The organism is Methylobacterium sp. CCH7-A2, assembly GCF_001557075.1.
GTDB lineage: Bacteria > Pseudomonadota > Alphaproteobacteria > Rhizobiales > Beijerinckiaceae > Allobosea > Allobosea massiliensis.
In genome coordinates, this window is sequence record NZ_LSKN01000027.1 from 1 (window position 1) to 20,661 (window position 20,661).

At 67.8% G+C, this 20,661-nt stretch carries 25 protein-coding genes; 12 read left to right on the forward strand and 13 right to left on the reverse strand.

Features of this window, described 5'->3' with window-relative positions; all coding sequences use genetic code 11:
• Positions 1-818, forward strand: an 818-nt coding sequence (locus AX750_RS26370) for a hypothetical protein (protein ID WP_067253482.1), incomplete at its 5' end; no start/stop codon positions are given.
• Between the two features lie 16 nt (positions 819-834).
• Here AX750_RS26370 and AX750_RS02420 read toward each other — a convergent pair.
• The 5 genes from AX750_RS02420 to thrS form a co-directional block, all read right to left on the reverse strand.
• Positions 835-1,659: an SGNH/GDSL hydrolase family protein gene (locus tag AX750_RS02420; RefSeq protein WP_066724206.1), complete on the reverse strand. Its 825-nt coding sequence runs from the start codon at positions 1,657-1,659 to the stop codon at positions 835-837.
• Positions 1,584-2,789: an OpgC domain-containing protein gene (locus AX750_RS02425; protein WP_066724203.1), complete on the reverse strand. Its 1,206-nt coding sequence runs from the start codon at positions 2,787-2,789 to the stop codon at positions 1,584-1,586. The genes AX750_RS02420 and AX750_RS02425 overlap by 76 nt, the downstream gene beginning before the upstream one ends.
• Positions 2,790-2,990: 201 nt before the next feature.
• On the reverse strand, positions 2,991-3,617 hold the full coding sequence (locus tag AX750_RS02430) for a GDYXXLXY domain-containing protein (protein ID WP_066724201.1): 627 nt from the start codon (positions 3,615-3,617) through the stop codon (positions 2,991-2,993).
• Entirely contained in the window at positions 3,614-4,903 is a 1,290-nt protein-coding gene (locus AX750_RS02435) for a DUF2157 domain-containing protein (RefSeq protein WP_066724199.1), read from the reverse strand. The genes AX750_RS02430 and AX750_RS02435 overlap by 4 nt, the downstream gene beginning before the upstream one ends.
• A gap of 165 nt (positions 4,904-5,068) precedes the next feature.
• Positions 5,069-7,078, reverse strand: coding sequence for a threonine--tRNA ligase (thrS, locus tag AX750_RS02440; protein WP_082735055.1), 2,010 nt, complete (start codon positions 7,076-7,078; stop codon positions 5,069-5,071).
• 299 nt (positions 7,079-7,377) lie between these two features.
• On the opposite strand from thrS, the gene AX750_RS02445 reads away from it, so the two are divergent.
• On the forward strand, positions 7,378-7,611 hold the full coding sequence (locus AX750_RS02445; protein WP_245282283.1) for a cysteine rich repeat-containing protein: 234 nt from the start codon (positions 7,378-7,380) through the stop codon (positions 7,609-7,611).
• Here AX750_RS02445 and yidD read toward each other — a convergent pair.
• Positions 7,541-7,975 carry a membrane protein insertion efficiency factor YidD gene (yidD, locus tag AX750_RS25300; protein ID WP_082735057.1) on the reverse strand — a complete coding sequence of 145 codons (435 nt, stop codon included), beginning with the start codon at positions 7,973-7,975 and terminating at the stop codon, positions 7,541-7,543. The two genes, AX750_RS02445 and yidD, sit on opposite strands and share 71 nt — an antisense overlap.
• Before the next feature lie 34 nt (positions 7,976-8,009).
• Between yidD and AX750_RS02455 the strand changes: the two genes are divergently transcribed.
• Complete coding sequence (locus tag AX750_RS02455) at positions 8,010-8,756, forward strand: phosphatase PAP2 family protein (RefSeq protein WP_066724194.1); 747 nt, start codon at positions 8,010-8,012, stop codon at positions 8,754-8,756.
• Between the two features lie 2 nt (positions 8,757-8,758).
• Here AX750_RS02455 and AX750_RS02460 read toward each other — a convergent pair whose 3' ends face one another.
• The gene (locus tag AX750_RS02460) at positions 8,759-9,208 is read right to left on the reverse strand and encodes an iron-sulfur cluster assembly scaffold protein (protein WP_066724192.1); all 450 of its coding nucleotides are present in this window, start codon (positions 9,206-9,208) and stop codon (positions 8,759-8,761) included.
• A gap of 184 nt (positions 9,209-9,392) precedes the next feature.
• Between AX750_RS02460 and folE the strand changes: the two genes are divergently transcribed.
• The 3 genes from folE (at position 9,393) to AX750_RS02475 (ending at position 11,638) form a co-directional block, all read left to right on the forward strand.
• Complete coding sequence (gene folE / locus AX750_RS02465; RefSeq protein WP_066724189.1) at positions 9,393-10,034, forward strand: GTP cyclohydrolase I FolE; 642 nt, start codon at positions 9,393-9,395, stop codon at positions 10,032-10,034.
• An 89-nt stretch (positions 10,035-10,123) separates the two neighbouring features.
• Positions 10,124-10,528 carry a phosphoribosyl-AMP cyclohydrolase gene (gene hisI / locus AX750_RS02470; RefSeq protein ID WP_066724186.1) on the forward strand — a complete coding sequence of 135 codons (405 nt, stop codon included), beginning with the start codon at positions 10,124-10,126 and terminating at the stop codon, positions 10,526-10,528.
• 138 nt (positions 10,529-10,666) lie between these two features.
• A complete protein-coding gene (locus AX750_RS02475) occupies positions 10,667-11,638 on the forward strand; it encodes a patatin-like phospholipase family protein (RefSeq protein WP_066724183.1) in 972 nt (323 codons plus the stop codon).
• A 16-nt stretch (positions 11,639-11,654) separates the two neighbouring features.
• On the opposite strand, the gene AX750_RS02480 is transcribed toward AX750_RS02475, so the two are convergent.
• Positions 11,655-12,086, reverse strand: a complete 432-nt coding sequence (locus AX750_RS02480; protein WP_066724180.1) for a CBS domain-containing protein — start codon at positions 12,084-12,086, stop codon at positions 11,655-11,657.
• 163 nt (positions 12,087-12,249) lie between these two features.
• On the reverse strand, positions 12,250-13,071 hold the full coding sequence (locus AX750_RS02485) for a rhomboid family intramembrane serine protease (RefSeq protein ID WP_066724178.1): 822 nt from the start codon (positions 13,069-13,071) through the stop codon (positions 12,250-12,252).
• Positions 13,072-13,481: 410 nt separating this feature from the next.
• Between AX750_RS02485 and AX750_RS02490 the strand changes: the two genes are divergently transcribed.
• From AX750_RS02490 to AX750_RS02505, 4 genes are all read left to right on the forward strand, one after another.
• Positions 13,482-14,054 (forward strand): PAS domain-containing protein, encoded by a 573-nt coding sequence (locus tag AX750_RS02490; RefSeq protein ID WP_066724176.1) that lies wholly within the window; start codon positions 13,482-13,484, stop codon positions 14,052-14,054.
• Between the two features lie 62 nt (positions 14,055-14,116).
• On the forward strand, positions 14,117-14,731 hold the full coding sequence (locus AX750_RS02495) for a PilZ domain-containing protein (RefSeq protein WP_066724174.1): 615 nt from the start codon (positions 14,117-14,119) through the stop codon (positions 14,729-14,731).
• Between the two features lie 95 nt (positions 14,732-14,826).
• Positions 14,827-15,522: an HAD hydrolase-like protein gene (locus tag AX750_RS02500; RefSeq protein WP_066724156.1), complete on the forward strand. Its 696-nt coding sequence runs from the start codon at positions 14,827-14,829 to the stop codon at positions 15,520-15,522.
• A gap of 170 nt (positions 15,523-15,692) precedes the next feature.
• Positions 15,693-16,325 (forward strand): transglutaminase-like cysteine peptidase, encoded by a 633-nt coding sequence (locus tag AX750_RS02505; protein WP_066724154.1) that lies wholly within the window; start codon positions 15,693-15,695, stop codon positions 16,323-16,325.
• Positions 16,326-16,492: 167 nt separating this feature from the next.
• Here the strand turns inward: AX750_RS02505 and AX750_RS02510 are convergent, their stop codons facing one another.
• Positions 16,493-17,023, reverse strand: a complete 531-nt coding sequence (locus tag AX750_RS02510; RefSeq protein ID WP_066724152.1) for a gamma carbonic anhydrase family protein — start codon at positions 17,021-17,023, stop codon at positions 16,493-16,495.
• 61 nt (positions 17,024-17,084) lie between these two features.
• Positions 17,085-17,411, reverse strand: coding sequence for a hypothetical protein (locus tag AX750_RS02515; RefSeq protein WP_066724150.1), 327 nt, complete (start codon positions 17,409-17,411; stop codon positions 17,085-17,087).
• Positions 17,412-17,580: 169 nt separating this feature from the next.
• On the opposite strand from AX750_RS02515, the gene AX750_RS02520 reads away from it, so the two are divergent.
• Positions 17,581-18,348 carry a hypothetical protein gene (locus tag AX750_RS02520; RefSeq protein ID WP_156446635.1) on the forward strand — a complete coding sequence of 256 codons (768 nt, stop codon included), beginning with the start codon at positions 17,581-17,583 and terminating at the stop codon, positions 18,346-18,348.
• 161 nt (positions 18,349-18,509) lie between these two features.
• Here AX750_RS02520 and AX750_RS02525 read toward each other — a convergent pair whose 3' ends face one another.
• Together AX750_RS02525 and AX750_RS02530 are read right to left on the reverse strand one after the other, a co-directional pair.
• On the reverse strand, positions 18,510-18,722 hold the full coding sequence (locus AX750_RS02525) for a DUF3126 family protein (RefSeq protein WP_066724145.1): 213 nt from the start codon (positions 18,720-18,722) through the stop codon (positions 18,510-18,512).
• A 105-nt stretch (positions 18,723-18,827) separates the two neighbouring features.
• Complete coding sequence (locus AX750_RS02530) at positions 18,828-19,688, reverse strand: AraC family transcriptional regulator (protein WP_066724142.1); 861 nt, start codon at positions 19,686-19,688, stop codon at positions 18,828-18,830.
• A gap of 461 nt (positions 19,689-20,149) precedes the next feature.
• Here AX750_RS02530 and AX750_RS02535 point away from each other — a divergent pair.
• On the forward strand, positions 20,150-20,661 hold a 512-nt coding region (locus AX750_RS02535), incomplete at its 3' end, for a PAS domain S-box protein (protein WP_197426687.1).

Below are 20,661 nucleotides of genomic sequence, written 5' to 3' on the forward strand. Positions count from 1 at the left end.
CCGCCCAGCCGACCATCGGCACCGCGGTGGAGCCCACCCCGGTGCAGCCCGGTCCGCCGCCCGCCACGCAGCAGGCTGCCTTGCGCCTCTCGGCCCAGTTTGCCGGCGACCGCAAGCCGATCCGCTCCGGCCTGGTCTGGCGCATCCTGACCGAGACCGCCGACGGCTCGCCGCCCCGGATCGTCGCCCGCTCGGCCGATGCCGAACCCTTGTTCACGCTCGATCCCGGCACCTATCTGCTGCACGCCGCCTATGGCTTCGCCAGCGGCACCAAGCGGATCTCGCTCGGCCCGCAGGGCCTGCGCGATCAGGTCGCGATCAGTGCCGGCGGCCTGTCGCTCGGCGGCTCGATCGGCGATGCTCCGATCGCCCCCGCCCAGCTGGCTTTCCAGATCTTCGTGCCGCTGCAGGGCAATTCGGAAGGCCGTCTCGTTACCAATGCCCGCGGCGGCGAGATGATCAGGCTGCCGGAGGGCACCTATCACGTCGTCTCGACCTATGGCGATTCCAACGCGATCCAGCGCGCCGATGTGAAGGTCGAGTCGGGCAAGGTGACCGATGCGACGCTGCATCACCGCGCGGCGCGCGTCACGCTCAAGCTCGTCGCCGCGCCCGGCGGCGAGGCCTTCGCCGGTACCGCCTTCAGCGTTCTCACACCGGGCGGCGACGTCATCCGCGAGGCGATCGGCGCCTTTCCGCAGGTCATACTGGCCGAGGGCGATTACGTCCTGATCGCGCGGCAGGAGGGGCAGGTCTTCTCGCGCGACTTCAAGGTGGAGTCCGGTCTCGACCGCGACATCGAGGTGCTGGCCCGCTGAATTCCGCCCGCCGCCGTCAGTTGGTCGCCTTGGGCACGGCGCCCGTAACGGCGGCCTCGACGCCGTCGGCGATGCGGATGGCGAGGCAGCGATAGGCCGACTCGACCAGCTCCGTACCGTTCATCCCGATCAGCTCTTCGGGCGTGAAGCGGCGTGAACTCGCCCAGTCCCGCATCATCCGGTAGCGCGGGAAGACCGCCACGGCATGCTCGTCGGCGGTGCGCTTCAGCACGGCCCGGTAGTCGTCGTAATGGGGATAGCGCCCTTCCCGAGGCATCCAGGGCAGGTCCATCATGACGAGGTCGATCCCCGCCGACTGGACCTTGCGGATGCCTTTCTTAAGAATCTTGGCGAGCTTTTCCTCGCCGATATGATTGACCACGTCGTTGGCGACGGTCTGCCAGATGACGAGGCTCGGTGCCTGCTCGATGACATCCGGCTCCATCCGCATCAGCATCTCGTAGGCGGACTGCCCGCCGACACCGCGATTGACCACGCGGATCTCCGCTTGTGGCAGGCGTCGCCGCAGCTCCTCCTCCAGCACGGTCGGATAGCTTTTATCGGAGCTGCTGGCGCCGGCGCCGGCGGTGGTCGAGGAGCCGATCGCGACGATGGTCAGCTTGCCGGTCTCGCGCAGCGTCTGGACCGCCTTGGGCAGAGCCGGCCGAAACGGCGTCCCCGTCGCCCCATCGCGACAGCGCTGGTCGCCGGCCGGCGGCGGCACGACCGGGCTCGCCAGCGCCGGTGCCAGCGCCGCGGCAGCGATCAGTGCGACTGCGGCGAAGCCTGTCGCGACGGCGCGGCGGAACGGCCGGCGGCGATCGTGAGCGACTGATACCACGTCAGGAACATCCCCAACCCCACCAGGATCGTAACCCCGATGAGGCAAACGAGCAATTGCGGCCCCACCGCAAAGCCGGTTTCGGCCATCACGATCTGCCCGGCGATGGACAGAACCGTCCCGGCGCAGAAGACGTCGAGCGAATGGCGCCCGACGATCGCCAGCACGCGGCCCGCCGCGAAGCGCAGCAGCCCGGCGCCTGCGGGCAGGAACCGCATCGCCAGCCAGGCCAGCGCCAGCACATGCAGCACGCGGCTCCAGGCGAGATTGGTCTTGTCGGAGCCGAGTTGCACCGAGTCGAACCAGTCGTTGAGTGCGGCGATCCCCGTCGGATTGCCCGTCGCCGTCTTGGCGAAGACAGCAAACAGCACATAGCCGAGTGCCAAAGCGTCGAGCCAGCGCAGTCGCGGCAGTTCGAGCCCACCCTGGATGGCGCGGCCAATGACGACACCCAGCGTGAACACGAGCTGCCAGGCGAAGGGATTGAAGAACCAGCCGGCGCCATGGACATTCGGAAAGTTCAGCCCGAGCCAGAGCGCGCCCTGCCAGATGCCGAGCGAGAGCAGCACGGCTCCGAGAGGGCTCAGCCGCACGGCCAGATACAGGAGCGGAAACAGGCCGAGCAGGACGATGTAGAGCGGTAGAATGTCCAGATAGGCGGGTTGGTAGCGCAGCGTCAGCACGTCGATCAGCGCCGCGAGCGTGTCGCTGAAGAAGGGCTGGATGTTGATCGCTTCGATGTAGAGCGGGTTCTGCGTCCGCGTCACCGCCGCGGCCACCACGCCACAGACGACGATGAAGAGCGCCAGATGGGCGATGTAGAGGGTCCAAAGCCGGGCGCCGATCTTCAGCGCACCGACCGTCAGCCCTTGTCGCTCGATCAGATTGCCATAGGCCAGCGTCGCCGAGACGCCGGCCAGCAGCACGAAGGCGTCCGCCCCGTCCGAGAACCCGAAATTATGCGGCATCCAGGCGGCAATGACATTGCCGGGCATGTGATTGATGAAGATGATCAGCAGCGCCAGCCCGCGGATCACGTCGATCCGGGCATCACGGCCCGCAGACGCGGCCGTCCCGCCCGGGCCACGGCCCAGGAGCAGAAAGCGCGACAGGGCGGACAGCTGCTGCACCACAAGAATCCGGCGAAGGGTACGGGGCGAACGCGAGGCCGGCGCTGCGGGTTCCCCCAACCTGAACAAGCGCGCGGACTTCGTTCATGTGGCGTTCATAAAAGGAGCAGGGTTAAGGGTCACTAAACATCGCTTCACAAGCGCGTGTCGGGGCGTGACCGCGGGCCGTGAAGAGAAGCCCCTTTGGCGAGGCGCTGCCTCTCAGTAGGGCGGCTCGGCATAGACCAGCTTGCCGTCGATCAGGAGGCGCTTGATCGCGGCGGTTCCGTCGCCGGCCACGGCGGCGACGACCTCGATCCGGGCCTTCGGCGTGGTCTCGATCCGCCGGCCCTCGCTCTGCGGCACGAAATAGCTTTCGAGCCCATAGGCTAGATGGATGCGTGCGTCGGGTCCGCTGCAATCGAAAGCAGTACCGTCGCCTCGGCAACCGGGCAGAGCAACAACTCTCGCAATCAGCACGGGCTCGGTCCCTGCCGGCCGCTGAGTTGAGACCGATCGCAGTTCGGCGAAACCATCCGAGCCGTTAGCGACTTGGACATACAGCTTGTCACCCCGGCGCAAACGCTTGTCGCCGACGAGCTTTCCGCTTGTGACACGTGAGATGTCGTAAGCCAGCACGACATAGTCGCCGCGGAACAGGTCGCGCGGATCGACCGGCACCGTCCGCAGCCGGATTTCGGTGCCACCGCGCAGGATCGCGGCGCGGCTCTCGACGAGGGCCAGCAACGCGCTGCAGAGCAGCAGCATCGCCGCCAGCATCCGCCCGATCAGCGGGACCTGTGCCAGCAGCGCATCGGCGCTCGGCAGCCTTGGCACGGACGGGGTCATGGCGCAGCCTCCGCCGCCGGCCGCGCCAGCCTGGCGAAGAGCCGCCTCGCGCCGCTGGCGAGGCCGAGCAGAACGCCGCCGGCCACCAGGAAGAACAGCGACTGGTCGAGCAGCGTGCCGATCGTCTGCCAGAGCAGGATCAGGATCGCGAGGCCGAACATGCCCGAGCCCGCCAGCGTCAGTCGGCGAACCCCGCCGGTGACGCCCGCAACGACGAGCGCGATCGCCGAGCCCAGCACGAGGCTCGCCACCACCACCTTGCCCGGCAGGCCGGTGGCGAGCCCGCTCCAGAACACCAGCGGCACGACGAGGCCGAGGACCAGCGCCAACGCCAGCGGCCAGGCGAAGCGCCGGTCGCGGGCGAACCCGGCACAGGCGGCGATGGCGGCGAGGGCCGCCGCATAGGCCGCGTAATTGGCCCAGAAGGCGCGGCCGGCGCGCGAGCCGTGCAGGTCGAGGATGCGGATCAGTTCGGAATCGAGCATCAGCACGAAGCCGAACAGCCCCCAGGGCAGGCAGCAGCCGAGCAGGGCCAGCCCGCCTCGGTCGAGCGCCATGGCGCCGAGCGCGACGAAGGCGGCCGAGATCGCCAGCCCATAGGCGAGAAGGCCGTAGTCGAAGCCGCGGCCGATCCAGTCACCCGGCACCATCACCAGCCAGAACGCAAGGGACAGCACGGCGAGGTGATGGACGAGGCGATTCGGCCGCCCCCAGGCGAGCCAGAGCGCGGGCAGGTAGAGCAGGAAGAAGCTGCCCTGCAGCGTGCCCTGACTCTCCTGCCAGCGCCCGCCGCTCCAGGCGCAGAGCGCGACGAAGGCCACCACCAGCGCGCCGTTCGAGCCCATTAGCGCCGCGACGGCGAGCCCGCCCAGCGCCACCATGAGCGCCCCGGCCGGCCAGTCCGCCGGCAGATGATACATCTGACCGATCAGCGCGATTCCCGCGGCGAAGATCAGCACGGCGCAGGTGGCAGCGGCATCCGCGCCCCCGGCCGAGCCCCGGCGCTCCAGCCGCGCCGCAATGGCGAGCGCACCGACGACACCCACCAGGATCATGGCGAGCTTCACCAGCCGCGGCATCGCCTCCCAGTTCGCCGCGACGAAGGCGGCGATGCTGGCGGCGATCAGAAGTCCACCGAACAGGCCGAGCAGCGCCGGAAGCCGGAAGCCGCCCTCTGCGGCGACGGAACGGCGGATGGCACCGGCGGATTCCGCCGTCAGCAGCCCCTCACCGACCCAGCGTGTCAGATCGGCCTCGAGCCGCTTGCGATAGGACCCCGTCAGCATGGCCGGCAGTCTGGCATGGGAGGGTCACGTCTGGCGATAGGGCGCCGTAGGCGCGTCATGCTCGGGCTCGACCCGAGCATCTCGTGCAGGACCATCTCGTACCAGACCCTCTCCTGCGAGAGCTTCTCGGGTCGGCGCCGCGCGCCGCCCGAGAATGACGCCCGATCAGCCCGCAGCCTTCGCCGCGCGCGCCGCCTTCACCCGCTTCAAATCCGGCGGCGTCGCCTCGTCCAGCATCGCCTCCAGCATGGCGTCGAGGCTCATCACCGTCTGCGCCTGGCTGCCGAGACGGCGCACGGTGACCGTGCGTTCCTCGGCCTCGCGCTTGCCGACGGCGATGATCACCGGGACCTTGGCCAGCGAGTGCTCGCGCACCTTGTAGCTGATCTTCTCGTTGCGCAGGTCGGCACGCGCCCGAAGGCCCGCCGAGAGGCAGGCCATGGTCACGTCCTCGGCGTAAGAATCCGCCTCGGAGGTGATCGGGCAGACCAGGATCTGCTCGGGCGCCAGCCAGAGCGGGAAATGCCCGGCGAAGTTCTCGATCAGGATGCCGGTGAAGCGCTCCAGCGAGCCGCAGATCGCGCGATGGACCATGACCGGCTGCTTCTTCTCGCCGTCCGAGCCGATATAGAAGGCCCCGAACCGCTCCGGCAGGTTGAAATCGACCTGCGTCGTGCCGCACTGCCAGTCGCGGCCGATGGCGTCGCGCAGGACATACTCGAACTTCGGCCCGTAGAACGCCCCCTCGCCCGGATTGATCTCGGTCTTGATCCGCCCGCCGGACTGGTCCGCGATCGTCTGCAGCACGCTCTGCATCACCGCTTCGGCATGGTCCCAGAGCGCGTCGGAGCCGACGCACTTCTCGGGCCGCGTCGAGAGCTTGATGACGAGGTCGTCGGTGAAGCCGAAATCCTCATAGACCGAGAGGATCAGGTCGTTGATCTTCAGGCACTCGGCCGCGAGCTGTTCTTCCGTGCAGAAGATGTGCGCGTCGTCCTGCGTGAAGCCGCGCACGCGCATCAGCCCGTGCAGCGCGCCCGAAGGCTCGTAGCGGTGGACATTGCCGAATTCCGCCAGCCGGATCGGCAGATCGCGATAGCTCTTCAGACCGTGCTTGAAGATCTGCACATGGCCGGGGCAGTTCATCGGCTTCAGCGCGAAGACCTTCTGGTCCTTGGTCGCGTCGTTCGGGTTCTCGAAGGCCGAGGCCGACTTCACCGCGAACATGTTGTCCTGGTACCAGCCCCAGTGACCCGAGGTCTCCCAGAGCGACTTGTCGAGGACCTGTGGCGCGTTGACCTCCTCGTAATCGGCGGCCAGCCGGCGGCGCATATAGGTCAGGATCTCCTGGAACAGCCGCCAGCCCTTGGAGTGCCAGAACACGACGCCCGGCCCCTCCTCCTGGAAGTGGAACAGGTCCATCTCCCGGCCGAGCTTGCGGTGATCGCGCTTCTCCGCCTCCTCGATCTGCTTGAGATGGGCGTCGAGTTCGTCCTGCTTCGCGAAGGCCGTGCCGTAGATGCGCGTCAGCATCGCGTTGTTGCTGTCGCCGCGCCAATAGGCGCCGGCCACCTTCATCAGCTTGAAGGCGGTGCCGACCTTGCCGACCGAGGTCATGTGCGGGCCGCGGCAGAGGTCGATCCACTCGCCCTGCTTGTACATCTTCAGGGTCTGGTCTTCCGGAATCGCATCGACCAGCTCGACCTTGTAGGCCTCGCCCTTCTCGGCGAAGAAGGCCTTCGCCTGGTCGCGGCTCCACTCTTCCTTGGTGAAGGGGGCGTCCCGGGCGATGATCTCGCGCATCTTCTTTTCGATCACCGGCAGGTCGTCGGGCGTGAAGGGCTCGTTGCGGGCGAAATCGTAGAAGAAGCCGCCCTCGATCACCGGGCCGATCGTCACCTGCGTCCCCGGCCAGAGCGCCTGCACGGCCTCCGCAAGAACATGCGCGCAGTCGTGCCGGATCAGTTCGAGCGCGCGCGGATCCTCCCGCGTCAGGAACTCGATCTTCGAATCCTTCGCGATCGGATCGCCGAGATCGACGACGACGCCGTCCAGCGCCATGGCGACGGTGCGCTTCAGCAGCGAGGGAGAAATGCCGCCGGCGATCTCCTTTCCGGTGATGCCGGAGGGAAATTCGCGCTTCGCGCCATCGGGAAAGGTCAGGGAGATCGTCATCGATCGTCGCTCCTGCTCACTCGGGGATACGAACCCCGTAAGACAAGGCCGGATACTGGGGATGGCTGGACCAGGGCTGGACCGGCGCGGCGCTGTCCGTATCCGGGGAAGGACAGGGCCGGGAGCGCTCCGCCTATACGAGCACGCCGCGGCAGGCAATCGGCAGCGGCATCGAAAGAGCGGGCCCCGGCCGGCTGGGAACCTGTCCGTTTCGTCACGATCCGCTCACGGCCCGGCAAAGCGCCGTCCGCACAATGGCCATCGTCGCGTCACCCCGTCGCCACAGGAGACATTCCGCCATGCCGACCCTCCGCAGCGCCGCTCTCGCCGGACTCCTGCTCGCCGCCGCCACCGCGCCGCTCGCTGCACAGGACCGCAACGCCATGCGTGAGGCCTGCGGCCAGGACGTCGCGCGCCTCTGCCCTGGCGTGAAGCCGGGCGGCGGCCGCATCATCGCCTGTTTCAAGGAGAAGGCGGCCGAGCTGTCGCCGGGCTGCCGGAGCGCCCTGCAGCAGGCGCAGGCGCAGCGCTGACCGTGGCCTCGGCATCCTCGGCCGGCGGCGCGGTAACGCCGCGCCAGCGACCATAGGACCAGGGCCGGTACCAGGCGGCATCGGGCGGCAGTTCCTCGCAGACGAGATCGATGCCGCTGGTGCCGAGCGGGGTGCAGCGGCAGATCCGCGCCACGCCGATCCAGCCGCCACGCCATAGCCCGAAGCGCTGGATCGCCTCGTCGGTATAGGCCGAGCAACTCGGCCAGTGTCGGCAATGCCGCCCGATCAGCATCGAGAGGCTGAGCTGATAGCCCCGGATCGCCCAGTGCGCGGCGCGGCGCGGCGCCCGCTTGACAGCGGCGGCCTGCGCGAAAAGACGTGACAATCCCTGCTGCGATGCCATCTCATCCCGCCCGTCGTTCCAGCCGAGATTCGCCATGCACCGCCCCGTCCCGCGCCTTGCCTCGTCCGGCCTGAGAGCCCTCGCGCTCGGCCTCGCCACGGCCCTGTGCCTCGCCGCGGGCCCCGCCGGAGCCCAGCAGCGCACCAATCTGCTCTGGCTCGAGCCCGGCAAGATCGACCTCGCCGCGATCGTCGGCCTGCCGCCGGCGATGAATTCGCCCGAACAGAAGCGGGAGTTCGACGAGGTTCTTCAGATCACACTGAACCGCACGCCAGAGCGCGAGAAGGCGGCGATCGCCGACCAGTACCAGACGCTGGCTCGCTTCCTCGAAGGCGCCGACATCCCCTTCGCCGGCAACGAGCACCGCGAGGTGCGGCTGCTCTATCGCGAGGCGCAGATCGAGCTCGGCATCGTGCTGCTCGGCGTGCGCCGCCTGACGAACCGCCAGCGCCCCTTCACGGTGTGGAACAAGGTCCGCGTCAAGCCGTGCCCCGGCGGGCGCCCGGAAGGGACCTCCTTCCCGGCCGGCCATGCGGCGACGGCTGCGCTCTATGCGGAGCTGCTCAGCACCGCCGCCCCGGAACTCGCCGAACGGCTCGAGCAGCGGGTCAAGGACTATGGCGAGAGCCGCCTCGTCTGCGGCTTCCATTATCGCAGCGACCTCGCCGCGGGCGACAAGGCCGGCCGGGCCGTCGCCAAGGCCCTGCTCGCCGACCGCGCCTTCCGGGCCCGCTTCGACGAGACGCGGGCCGAGACGCGGCTGGCGCTCGGCCTGAAATAGCCTCACGCGACGGCGGCGGCCTGTCGCCGCTGCTCGATCTGGCCGATCGCATCAACGACCGCGTCGAAGGTCAGCAGCGTCGAGGCGTGGCGTGCCTTGTAGTCCCGCACCGGCACCAGCATGGCGAGATCGGCCCATTTCCCCTCGGGCGGGTCGGCCTCCTCCTTGAGGATGGCGCGGGCCTGCTCGCGCACGCGGCGCAGCTCCTCGGCGGTCGAGCCGACGACATGGCGCGCCATGATCGAGGAGGAGGCCTGGCCCAGCGCACAGGCCTTCACGTCGTGCCCGAAGCCGGTAACGACATCGCCCTCCATGGTCAGATCGACCGTGACGGTCGAGCCGCAGAGACGCGAATGGGCCTTCGCGGTCGCGTCGGGCGCGGGCAGGCGTTCGAGCAGCGGGATGTTGGCCGCCAGTTCGAGGATGCGCTTGTTGTAGACGTCGCTCAGCATGTCGTGATCTCCGCCGGGGTGGAGAGACCGGCGCCTGATCTCCAATATAGGGTGCGGTCGCAGTCGGGGGGAGAGCACAGATGAGCGCAGCGGCCCCCCGAAAAAATCTCGCTGCCTCGCCCCTGCCCCATGGTCCAGACGGACTCCGGCGGCGTATCAGGATCACCGTAACGGGAGGCGCCACATGAACCCTGTGGTTAAGTCCTTGTCAGTCGAACGGGCCCTGGGCCCCTCAGCCGACAAGTTTCTGATCAAGCAGCCGACGCAGGAACAGGCCGAAGAGGCTGTTCGGACCCTGCTCCTCTGGGCCGGGGACGATCCCTCGCGCGAGGGCCTGCAGGACACGCCGCGGCGTGTCGCGAAGGCCTACAAGGAGTTCTACAAGGGCTATGACGAGGATGCGGCCGAGATCCTCGACCGCGTCTTCGAGGAGGTCGAGGGCTATCGCGACATGGTCCTCGTCCGCGACATCCCGTTCTACTCCCATTGCGAGCATCACATGGTGCCCTTCGTGGGCAAGGCCCATATCGGCTACTATCCGGCCAAGGGCGTTGTGGGCCTCTCCAAGCTCGCCCGCGTCGTCGATGTCTATGCACGTCGCCTGCAGACGCAGGAGACGATGACGGCTCAGATCGCCGACGTGATCGACCGCGTGCTGAAGCCCCGGGGCGTCGCTGTCCTGATCGAGGCGGAGCATATGTGCATGTCGATGCGCGGCGTGCAGAAGCAGGGTTCCTCGACCATGACGACGCGCTACACCGGCCTCTTCAACGAACCCTCGGAGCAGGTCCGCTTCTTCACCATGGTCAAGTCGCCGGGCCTCTGAGCCACTGCCTTTCCGATTGGCCCGCGCGGCGGCCGGCTCTACAAGGGCGCATCCCCGAGGATGCGCCCTCTTTCGTTCCGGAGCCCGGCATGACGCCCTTCCCCGCCGCCCCCGACAAGCAGGCCCTCGAGGAGGGCACGACGCTTTCGCCGCGCTTCGACGCCAATGGCCTCATCACCTGCGTTACCACCGATGCCACGACCGGCGAACTGCTGATGGTCGCGCATATGAACGCCGAGGCGCTGGCGCGCACCATCGAGACCGGCGAGGCCTGGTACTGGTCCCGTTCGCGCGGCGAGCTCTGGCACAAGGGCGCCACCTCCGGCCAGATCCAGACCATCGTCGAAATGCGGGTCGATTGCGACCAGGACGCGCTCTGGCTGAAGGTGAAGGTCGCCGGCGACGGCGGCTGCTGCCACACCGGGCGTCGCTCCTGCTTCTACCGGGTGCAGCCACTGCGCGAGGACGCCGCCGAACCGCTGCGTTTCGTCTGACCCGCCGGTCCGCCCCCGCGGGTGACGGTTTCCTCATGCTTCCCCATCACCCTGCCGAAGCCGTCACGCGGCGGACACGAAGCGCTGGCAGGCCCCTTGCCTCAGTGCTCGGGAAGAACGATCGCGGGGATCGAAACGATGAACGACGCCAGCATGGCCAGTCCAGCCGTCAACGGGCGGCCGAAGATCGGGCTCGCCCTTGGCGGCGGCGCGGCGCGCGGCTGGGCTCATATCGGCGTGCTCGAAGTGCTGACGGAGGCCGGCCTGAAGCCGGACGTCATTGCCGGCACCTCCATCGGCGCGGTCGTCGGCGGCTGCTTCGCCGCCGGCAAGCTCGGTGAACTGACCGAATTCGCCACCGGCCTGACCAAGCGCCGCGTCGTCGGTCTGATGGATTTCCATATCGGCGGCGCCGGTCTGATCGGCGGCGGGCGGCTCAAGCGGCTGCTGGAGCGCGATCTCGCCGGCCAGCGCATTGAGGGCCTGCCCACGCGCTTCGTTGCGATCGCGACCGAGTTGGGCACCGGGCATGAGATCTGGCTGACGCAGGGCCCGCTCGTCGATGCGCTGGGCGCCTCCTACGCGCTGCCCGGCGTGTTCGACCCGGTCAAGCTCGGCGGCCGCTGGTTGATGGACGGCGCCCTGGTCAATCCCGTGCCGGTGACGGCGGCGCGCGCCCTCGGCGCCGACATCGTGATCTGCGTCAATCTGAACAGCGATCTCGCCGGCCGCGGCACCATCATCCAGCAGCATGCGGCCGACCCCGACCCCGAACTCGTGCCGGAGCTCGACGTCCGCCCGACCTCGCGCTGGCTCGGCGGCATCACCGGCGCGGCGCGGCGCGTGCGCGGCCTGGTCGGGCGCCAGGGCGAGGCGAGGCCCGGCCTCGCCGGCGTCATGATCGACGCCTTCAACATCACGCAGGATCGCATCTCGCGCTCGCGCCTGGCCGGCGATCCGCCGGACGTGATGATCGGCCCCAAGCTCGGCCGCACCGGCCTGTTCGATTTTCACCGCGCCCAGGAGACGATCGAACTCGGCCGCCAGGCGACGCGCCGCTGCCTCGAGGAGATCGAGACGGCGATCGCCGGCAGCCGCCTCTCGGCCTGAGGCGCGCGTCGAAGCCTCAGGCCATGGCGATGTAGTCGCGCATCGCCCGGCTCTCGGCCTCGATCGCGGCGACGCGGTGCTTGACCACGTCGCCGATCGAGACGAGCCCGACCACGCGGCCGTTCTCGACCACGGGTACGTGCCGGAAGCGGCCCGAGGTCATGATCTCCATCAGCTCGTCGACGCTGGTCTGGCTGCGGCAGGTCACGACCTTCGCCGTCATCGCGCGCGAGACCGGGCTGTCGAGGGCCGCCGCGCCGCTCTCGCCCAGCGCGCGGATGATGTCGCGCTCCGAGAGGATGCCGACCAGCGCCCCGTCGGCGCCCATCACCACGACAGCGCCGATGCGCCGCTCGCTGAGTGTCCGCACCGCCTCGCCCAGCGTGCGGTGCGGCTGGACGGAGATGACCTCGCGTCCCTTGTCTCCCAGAAGCTGCTCGACATTCATGGCGTCGTCCTCCTTGCGGTGGCGCCGTTGCCCGGCGCGCGGGTTCGTCCTGTCCCCGTCGGCCGGGCCGGACTCGACCGTCCGGCGAGACCGCGGGAGCGCTGCGAAGAGGGCGAGTGTGGGGGAAGACCGGGGCGCAGGCAAGGCGACGGGATGGGAGGCTCTAGCGCCGGACGACACCCCGGTCGAACAGCGGAAACAGCAGCAGCCCGGCCAGAAAACCGCCGATATGCGCCTCCCAGGCGATGCTGGTCTCCTCGCCCAGAATCGGCACCAGCCCGGCCCCGAACAGGATGTTCGTCGCGAACCAGACCAGGATGAACAGCATGGCGCGCGAATTCTGCCAGAGCTGCCCGATCGGCTCGGCGGGGATCGCCCGCACCACCGCATCGTCGGCGAGCGAGCCGAAGCGCAGGCCCGGCGCGAAGACGAAGCGGATCGCTGCGGCGGTCGCGCCGGAAACGGCGGCCGAGGCGCCCACCAGCGGCAGCACGTCGAGTTCGCGGGCGAACCAGTGCAGCAACGCGCCGCCGATCGTCGACAGCCCCATCAGGCTCAGGAAGCGCCCGGCCCCCAGCCGCCTCGCGACCGGGCTGCCGAAGGCGGCCAGCCAGACGAGATTGGTGACGAGGTGCAGCCAGGATCCATGCAGGAGCCCATAGGTCAGCAGGGTCCAGAGCCGCGGCCCGCCATCGGCCAGCAGCAGCCGCACGAGTTGCAGTCGGCTGGCGACGTCCTGGCCGGTCGCCGAACCCGCCACCGCCGAAACCATCTCCTCGAGCCGCTCCGGCGACAGCCACAGCGTCACACGCGCCGGCACGAAGGCCAGCCAGGACAGCAGCATGTAGTCCTCATAGGCCGGCAGCAACGAGCGCAGGCCCTGGATCGCCGCAAGGATCACGGCGAGCCAGACGATGACGGCGGGAAGGTTGAGGATCGGCTCGCGCTGGGTTGGAGCGGGATGGCCGGGAACGGGATGGGACATGCGCGCCAACCCTTGCCGAAGGCGCCGGCTCTGGCAAGCGATCAGACGGGGCGGATGACGGAAAAAGGGGAACGGCTCGTCGCCGCTCCCCTTTCACCCGGCGGTGCGGGCGCGGGATCGTTAACCCCGCGACACGTCACGTCCCCACCGCCCCCCTCCGGACGCCGCCCGAGCCGGCGACGAAATCTAAAATTTGATAATCATTTTAGTTGGTTATCCACAATCGAAAGGTCCTGTTAACCCTAATGCACCGTTCACCCGAACAGCGAGCGGCGGCCGTGGCAAGACGGCACGACGCCTGCGTCCTTCGCCGACCGAAGGGCCGATTCGTCCCGCCACCTGACGGTTCTGCGCCATCGCGGGACGATGGGCAGGGGTCCGGGCAAGAGGCCGCAGCACTGGGTACCGGAATGAAGAACACAAGCACTCGCCTCGTCTTCGAGTACTGGGACGCTCTCCGTGGAGAGCGCTCGGCGCCCGAGCGCGGCGAAATCGAGCCCGGCGCCCTGCGCCATGCGCTCGCCGACACCTTCGTTCTGGAGAATGAACCCATCGGACCTGTCTTCAGGCTTGCGGGCACGCGGCTCTGCGCCCTCTTCGGCCAGGAGTTGAAGGGCCGCGCCTTCAGCGCCCTGTGGCCCGATGTGGGATCCCAGACCGAGATGCGCCGGCTGACCCAGACGGTCATGGACGAAAGCGCCGGCGCCGTCGCCGGGATGGCGGCCGAGACGGCGACCGGGGCACCGGTCTATCTCGAACTGCTGCTGCTGCCGCTGCGCTATCGCGGCCGGACCCATGCCCGGATGCTGGGCGCCCTCTCCGCCTCCGCGGCCCCGGAATGGCTTGGCCTCGACACCATCGAGTCGATGCGGATGATCTCGCTGCGCATGCTCTGGCCCGGAATCTCGCTGCGGCAGCCGGCTGCCACGCCCACGCGCGGCCAGCCGCCGAAATTCATGGTTCTGCCGGGTGGACGCGCCTGAGCTACAACCATGCGTTAACCAGCCCGCCCGTAGGATCGGCGCCGAAAGCAGGCTGACCCTCGATGCTGAGCGCCCTACAACCGCCCCGGACGGCTGCACGCACTGCCGAGCGCAGGCGCCATCATCGCATGAAGGTCGTGCTGCTGGGCCGCTATATGCTGCCCAACCGCATGGAATACCCCTGCCAGTCGATCGACATCTCGCCCGGCGGCGTCCATCTCGCCGCCCCGGCCCGGGCCAATCCCGGCGACCGCGTCATCGTCTATCTCGAACATCTCGGCCGCATCGAGGGCACCTGCGTGCGCACGACGATGGAAGGTTTCGCGATGACGATCACCGCGACCAGCCGCAAGCGCGAGAAGTTCACCGCCCAGCTGACCTGGCTCGCCAACCGCGAGGAGCTCGGCCTGCCGGAGGACCGCCGCCACGAGCGCATCGTGCCGCGCAACCCGCGCGCCGTCGTCACCATGGAGGACGGTGCGGAACATGTCGTCCGCCTGATCGACATTTCGTTGTCCGGCACCGCCTTCACCACCGATCTCGACCTGCCGCTGAACACGCCGCTGCGCGTCGGCTCGACGCCGGCCAAGATCGTCCGCCGCTTCGACGGCGGCTATGCGGCCGAGTTCCGCTTCCCGCTCTCGGCCGACCTTCTCGACGAGAATCTCGAGCTCTGAGCGCCGCCAGAGGCATCCCGCACCGCGCGGATGCTTGCGCCGGCTCAGCGCAGCCGCCATAGCCTGCAGGGTCTGAAACGCTGCAGAACGCGGGCATGGCGTACAAGCTGGTCATCTTCGATTTCGACGGCACGCTCGCCGACACCTTTCCGTGGTTCACGGCCGTGCTGAACGATGTGGCGGCACGCTACCGCTTCCGCCGCGTCGAGGCGCATGAGGTCGACGGGCTGCGCGGCTACAGCGCCCGCCAGTTGCTGGACCATCTCGGCATCAAGCCCTGGAAGCTGCCCTTCATCGCGCGGCACATGCGCCGCCTCGCCACGGATGACGGCGAGCCCGCCCCGCTCTTTCCCGGCTGCGACGCCATGCTGCGCGAGCTGAGCGCCGCCGGTTTCGTGCTCGCCATCGTCAGCTCCAATACGGAACGCAACATCCGCCGCGCGCTGGGGCCGGAGCTGTCCGCATTGTTCAGCCATTTCGCCTGCGGGGCCGGGCTGTTCGGCAAGGCGGCGAAGTTCCGCCAGATCGCGCGGCGCGCCGGCGTCGAACATGACCTCTGCCTTTGCATCGGCGACGAGATCCGTGACGGCGAGGCCGCCCGCGAGGCCGGCATGGCCTTCGGTGCGGTCGGCTGGGGCTTCACCAGCCCCGCGGCTCTCGAGGCGCTGGCGCCGGAGTTCCTGTTCGCGGACAGGGGCGAGATCGTCCCTCGCCTGTTTGCCGGAACGCTCCCGGCCTCAGCGGCCGCGGAACGGTTAATGCATGGTATCCAGGCCAGCCGCGATAATTAACGCGCCCTGAATCCGGCCACGGAATTTGCACGAGGCCGTTTTTCCACTGATTTATACTGACTCGTGCCGGCAGATATCTTCGGCCGATTCGCTACAATTGTTCGCTTTCATTTCAAGCCAAATCCATGAGCCGGCGGCATCGTCCACCCCAGGGACAGAAAGGGGACGACATGCCTATGACTCACCGCCACCTCATCGGGACGGCTTTCGCGATCATCCTGGCGGCCGGCGCCGCTCTTCCGGCTCAGGCCCAGGCGACGGGGGCCATTCCGGTCGCCACGGCGCCCGCCGATGCCTCGGGCGACGCCCGGGCGCCCTATGCCTGGAGCGATCTCTGCCGGCGCAGCCCCGCGGAATGCCGCGTCGATCTCCGCGAGGCCGATCGCGTCGAGATGACGCCGAAGCTCTGGAAGATGATTCTGTCGGTGAACAGCCGGGTCAACCGCGAGATCGAGGCGGTCACCGACGAGGAGCATTGGGGCGTGGTCGATCGCTGGGACCTGCCCGAGGACGGCAAGGGCGACTGCGAGGATTTCGCGCTGCTGAAGCGCAAGCGCCTGGCGGAAGCCGGCGTGCCGCGCCGCGCCATGCCGATGACCGTCGTGATCGACGAGGATAATGCCGGCCATGCCGTGCTCATGATCCGCACCGACCGGGGCGACTTCATCCTCGACAACAAGCGCAACGCGGTCCTGCCCTGGAGCCAGACCGGCTACGTCTATGTGAAGCGCGAGTCGCAGCTGCGCACCGGCTGGACCTCGCTCGGCGGCGCTCAGACCTCCACCGTCGCCTCGGTGCGCTGAGTTTCGTCGCGCCGGGACGGGCGCGACGGCTGAACACGGACCGGTTCCCGGTCCGTCCGGACGGCGAGACTTGGTCACGTCCCCACCCACCCGTCCCCAATGCCGGGTTTCGCCAAGGGCCGGCTCCCTTCCCCGGGGAGCCGGCCCGCTTCTTTTCGGGGATACGCTCAGTCCAGCCGCACGAGCCCGGCGGCGAACTGCTTCCAGCGCGCGACATAGCCTTGCGCGGAAGCGGTGATGCCGGCAGAGGCCGCTTCGTCCAGTGTGCGGATCGCCCGCGCCGGCGAACCAACGATCAGCGAATTGTCCGGGAATTCCTTGCCCTCGGTCACCAGCGCATTGGCCCCGACGAGGCTGTTGCGGCCGATCCTGGCGCCGTTCAGCACCGTTGCCCCCATGCCGACAAGGCTGTTCTCGCCGATGCTGCAGCCATGCAGGATGGCGCGATGGCCGATCGTGCAGTTGGCGCCAACAACCAGCGGCGAGCCCATATCGGTGTGCAGCACGCAGCCTTCCTGGATGTTGCTGCCCTGCCCGATCTCGATCCACTCGTTGTCGCCGCGCAGCACGGCGCCGAACCAGATGCCGACATCGACGGCGAGCCTGACGCGGCCGATCACATGCGCATCGGGCGCGAGCCACCATTGCCCCGCGGCAGGGGTCTCGGGCGCTTGTCCGTCGAGAGCATAGAGAGGCATGACCGGTCGTCCTTCCGCGCGCTGGGGCGGCCTCAGGAGTGACCGGGCGCCGCCGCCTTCGTCAAGTCGCCAGCACGTGCAGCAGGTCGAGCACCACCCGGCCGGAGAGGATGCTCCAGACCGAGGCGATCAGCCCGGCGATGATCACGAACACCAGCGGCCTGCCCTCGATGCGCCGGCCGCGCACCGTATTGCGCAGGATCAGGAAGGGCGCGCTGAACACGACCACCGGCACGCTCGCCACGGCGACCAGCCCGCCGGCCTGCAGAAGGCGGAAATCGGCCCGCCGCGCGGTGAACAGTTCGAAGGCGGAGGCGAGCAGGCCCGCGAAGGCGAAGCCGATCAGCAGCGACGTGAGGAGTTCGAAAGCAGCGGGGTCGATCGTCAAGGGGCCTGCTCCGGCGGTCGCGACGGCCGGACCCTGCAACATGGTTGACGAAGTGTGAAGAAAAGTCCGAACGAGTGGTTAACGGGCGCGCCGACCTTCGGCAGCGTCATGGTTTACGCGCCGTTAACGCCGCGATGCTTCACTGCCCGTGCATTTGCAAGGCGCCGACGTGACCGCATATCACCCCCAGGACCCGGTTCATCATGGAGCCCCGGCCGCGACCTCCGCCGCCGGGCTGACCGAGGTCCTGCGCGCCCGCCTGAAGCGCCCGCCCCCGCCGCCGCCGCGCGCCGACGCCGCTCTCGTCAAGGCGGGCATCGGCATCATGCTGGCCGCGGCCCTGGCAACCGGCCTCGCCTTCCATCTGAGCCATCAGCGCGAGCCGAGCGAGCCCGCGCTCCAGCCCGCCCGCATCGGCAGCGTTTCGCTGCTGGTGCCGCAGCACCTGACCGGCGCCGAGCCCGACGACACCAGCCGTCTCGTCGGCATGGTGCGTTTGCGTCTCGACTGGCCGAGCCTCGGCCCCGCCCAGATCGGGCCAGGCCCCGGCCAGGGCCGCCCGCGTCTGCTCGTCACGCTGAGCCCGCCCGACAAGGTCAACGAGCCGCAGACGCAGCTCTCCGTCTATGCCCGCTTCCTGACGCCGACCGTCTGGTCCAATCCCGGCGGGCTCGTCGTGCGCGGCTTCCGCAAGGGCTCGCCCTATGAAGGCGACGAACTCTATGTCTCGGTGCCGGACGGTCGCGGCTTCGCCGCCCGCTGCCCGCTCGATGCAGCCCGCTCCGGCGCGCCAGGGCCGGATCTCGACGAGCCCTGTCGCGTCACCTTCAGGCATCGCGGCATGGATGTGAACATCCGCTTTCCCCGCGCCATCATCGCCGACTGGGAACTGATACTCGGCGGCGTCCGCCGCACCATCGATGGTCTGATCCGCTGAACCCTGATGGGCGGCTGCCCGCCGCTGCCGGAATGCTCTCCGGCGGGTCGGCTGGCGTGGCGTTCGAGAACCGGAGCGGATCGGACTGGTGTTCGTGAGCACCGCAAGCGCAGAAGGCCGCGTCAGACGGCCTCCGGAGTAGCATTTCCGGCGCGGCGGGGTCAGTCGTCGAGATCGACGTCGAGGATCGCCATGGTGAAATTGAACGAGCGGTCGCCGTCCTCGTCGTCGACATGGATGATGCCGATGAACTCGTCGGCGAGATAGACCTCGGCCGAATCATTCTTCTTCATCCGCGCCCGCACGCTGATGCCGTGATTGTTGAAGGTGCGCCGCAGATAGCCCTCGAGCTTGGCGAGTTCGGTCTTGTCCATGGGACGGGTCCTTTTCGAATTGGCCGGACGGATGCCATGGCCCGCCGGTGAGGGCAAGCCGCCAGACCCATCGCCCCTCCCCTCGCGAACGAAGGGACTGCTGAATCACCCACGAATGTCCCGGGGTGAAACGCCGAGCGTGGCACGCAACGATCGCGACATCTGGGCGGCATTGTCGAAACCGGATGCAGCAGCGGCCTCGACGGCGGAGCGCCCCGCCTTCAACGCCTCGAGCGCGATTTCGCAGCGCAGGTCCAGCAGGGAGCGATAGGGCGTCCGGCCCGTGGTCGCGCGAAAACAGCGGATGAAGTGGAATTTACTCATGCCGAGGACAGCGGCCATATCCTCGAGCCGGATATCTCGGGTGATGTTGGCCCGCAGATAGGCGTTCAGCCGGCCGATCTCCGGCGCCTCCAGCTTGCGATCGGCGCGGGAGACGGGCCCGCTGGCGGCTTGGAGGCTGGCGAAGGTGGCGACCGCAACCTGCCCGAGGGATTCGATCAGCAGCTCCTTGAACGGCAACTCGCCCCGCAATGTCTCTCTGAGCTGCAGGAAAACCCGTTCCAAGGCGGGCGACTGGAAGTAGATCTCCGGCCGGTGCCAGCAGGGCTGCTCCTGCACGATCTCGGGAACCGCCTCCGGCTCAACATAGAGGGCCGTGAACGCCTGCGGCCGCGCCGTGGGCTTGCACCAGCCCTCGACCGAGATCCCGGCGGGAAAAAAGGTCAGCGTCTGCCTGAGATCGCGGCCCCGGCGTGGCTTCTCGCCCTCCACACGCATCAGCCCATCATGGAAGACGAGATCATGCAGCGCCAAGTAATGCCGGTCACTCTTGACGGAGAATTCGTAATCGACCGGATTCGTCGTCTCGACATGCTCGATCAGATGACCCTGAGTTTCGAGATGCGAACGGTGAACTTTGGTGCGACGCTCTAGCGTGAGGTCGATGATCTTGGAGTTTGCCACGAGCCAATATTGCCCAGCGCGCGTCGGTGACAAACACAGATTGGCCGATCGCCCCGACAAAAACAACCGCGCCGTTCGTCATAAACTGACAAAAATTGCGGCCACCCCCGAAGGCGACCTTCTTGATATATCAAAAAATCGAACGTCAAAACGGTAGATTGACTGAAGTCAAATGCGCCAAAAACCCAGCCACGACAGCTGCTATTCTAAAATAGGTCCAATTTATACACACAAAAGATTGATTATTAGGCAAGCATTGCCAAACGTCATACCGATCATGACCTGATTTACATTACGATAGTCAGGCAAGCTTTACACAAATTTAAAGATATCAACCTACCATTTTGCCTGCCCGATGACAGCCATCCAGCTGACTGCGGGGATTACGACGAAAATTGCGGCGTCGCCTGATGGCTCGCCGAGGGTGGGGGAACACAATGTCGATTCGCGATCTCATCAACATGGGCAGCCTCGCCGCAGAGGCAGCCGCCATCAGGCGCACGCAGGCGGTGATCGAATTCGAGCCCTCGGGCAAGATCGTGTGGGCGAACGAGTTGTTTCTCCAGACCGTCGGCTATGCGTTCACCGAAATCGAGGGGCAGCATCATTCGATGTTCGTTGAGCCGCGCGAGCGGGCCGGGGCCGACTATCAGCACTTCTGGACGCGGCTGGCGGCGGGCGAGGCGATGAAGGCGCAATTCCTGCGCATCGGCAAGGGCGGCAAGCGGATCTGGCTGCAGGCGATCTATACGCCCGTGATGGACCAGAGCGGCAAGGTGAAGAAGGTGGTGAAGTTCGCCACCGACATCACCGCTCACAAGAGCGAAATCGCCGACATGGAGGGAAAGCTCATCGCCCTCGAAAAAGTGCAGGCCGTGATCGAGTTCGATCTGTCAGGCAACATCCTGCACGCGAATGCCAATTTTCTCGCCGTGACCGGCTATGCGCTGGACGAGATCGTCGGTCGCCACCA

Excerpts from the sequence above, each read along its gene's own strand:
- AX750_RS02430 (WP_066724201.1), bottom strand. The coding sequence starts at position 3,617 with ATGACCCCGTCCGTGCCAAGGCTGCCGAGCGCCGATGCGCTGCTGGCA.
- AX750_RS02490 (WP_066724176.1), top strand. The coding sequence starts at position 13,482 with ATGAAGAACACAAGCACTCGCCTCGTCTTCGAGTACTGGGACGCTCTC.
- AX750_RS02510 (WP_066724152.1), bottom strand. The coding sequence starts at position 17,023 with ATGCCTCTCTATGCTCTCGACGGACAAGCGCCCGAGACCCCTGCCGCG.
- yidD (WP_082735057.1), bottom strand. The coding sequence starts at position 7,975 with ATGGCATCGCAGCAGGGATTGTCACGTCTTTTCGCGCAGGCCGCCGCT.
- AX750_RS02525 (WP_066724145.1), bottom strand. The coding sequence starts at position 18,722 with ATGGACAAGACCGAACTCGCCAAGCTCGAGGGCTATCTGCGGCGCACC.
- AX750_RS02455 (WP_066724194.1), top strand. The coding sequence starts at position 8,010 with ATGCACCGCCCCGTCCCGCGCCTTGCCTCGTCCGGCCTGAGAGCCCTC.
- AX750_RS02495 (WP_066724174.1), top strand. The coding sequence starts at position 14,117 with ATGCTGAGCGCCCTACAACCGCCCCGGACGGCTGCACGCACTGCCGAG.
- AX750_RS02480 (WP_066724180.1), bottom strand. The coding sequence starts at position 12,086 with ATGAATGTCGAGCAGCTTCTGGGAGACAAGGGACGCGAGGTCATCTCC.
- AX750_RS02435 (WP_066724199.1), bottom strand. The coding sequence starts at position 4,903 with ATGCTGACGGGGTCCTATCGCAAGCGGCTCGAGGCCGATCTGACACGC.
- AX750_RS02505 (WP_066724154.1), top strand. The coding sequence starts at position 15,693 with ATGCCTATGACTCACCGCCACCTCATCGGGACGGCTTTCGCGATCATC.
- AX750_RS02485 (WP_066724178.1), bottom strand. The coding sequence starts at position 13,071 with ATGTCCCATCCCGTTCCCGGCCATCCCGCTCCAACCCAGCGCGAGCCG.
- AX750_RS02445 (WP_245282283.1), top strand. The coding sequence starts at position 7,378 with ATGCCGACCCTCCGCAGCGCCGCTCTCGCCGGACTCCTGCTCGCCGCC.
- AX750_RS02460 (WP_066724192.1), bottom strand. The coding sequence starts at position 9,208 with ATGCTGAGCGACGTCTACAACAAGCGCATCCTCGAACTGGCGGCCAAC.
- thrS (WP_082735055.1), bottom strand. The coding sequence starts at position 7,078 with ATGACGATCTCCCTGACCTTTCCCGATGGCGCGAAGCGCGAATTTCCC.
- AX750_RS02500 (WP_066724156.1), top strand. The coding sequence starts at position 14,827 with ATGGCGTACAAGCTGGTCATCTTCGATTTCGACGGCACGCTCGCCGAC.
- AX750_RS02475 (WP_066724183.1), top strand. The coding sequence starts at position 10,667 with ATGAACGACGCCAGCATGGCCAGTCCAGCCGTCAACGGGCGGCCGAAG.
- hisI (WP_066724186.1), top strand. The coding sequence starts at position 10,124 with ATGACGCCCTTCCCCGCCGCCCCCGACAAGCAGGCCCTCGAGGAGGGC.
- folE (WP_066724189.1), top strand. The coding sequence starts at position 9,393 with ATGAACCCTGTGGTTAAGTCCTTGTCAGTCGAACGGGCCCTGGGCCCC.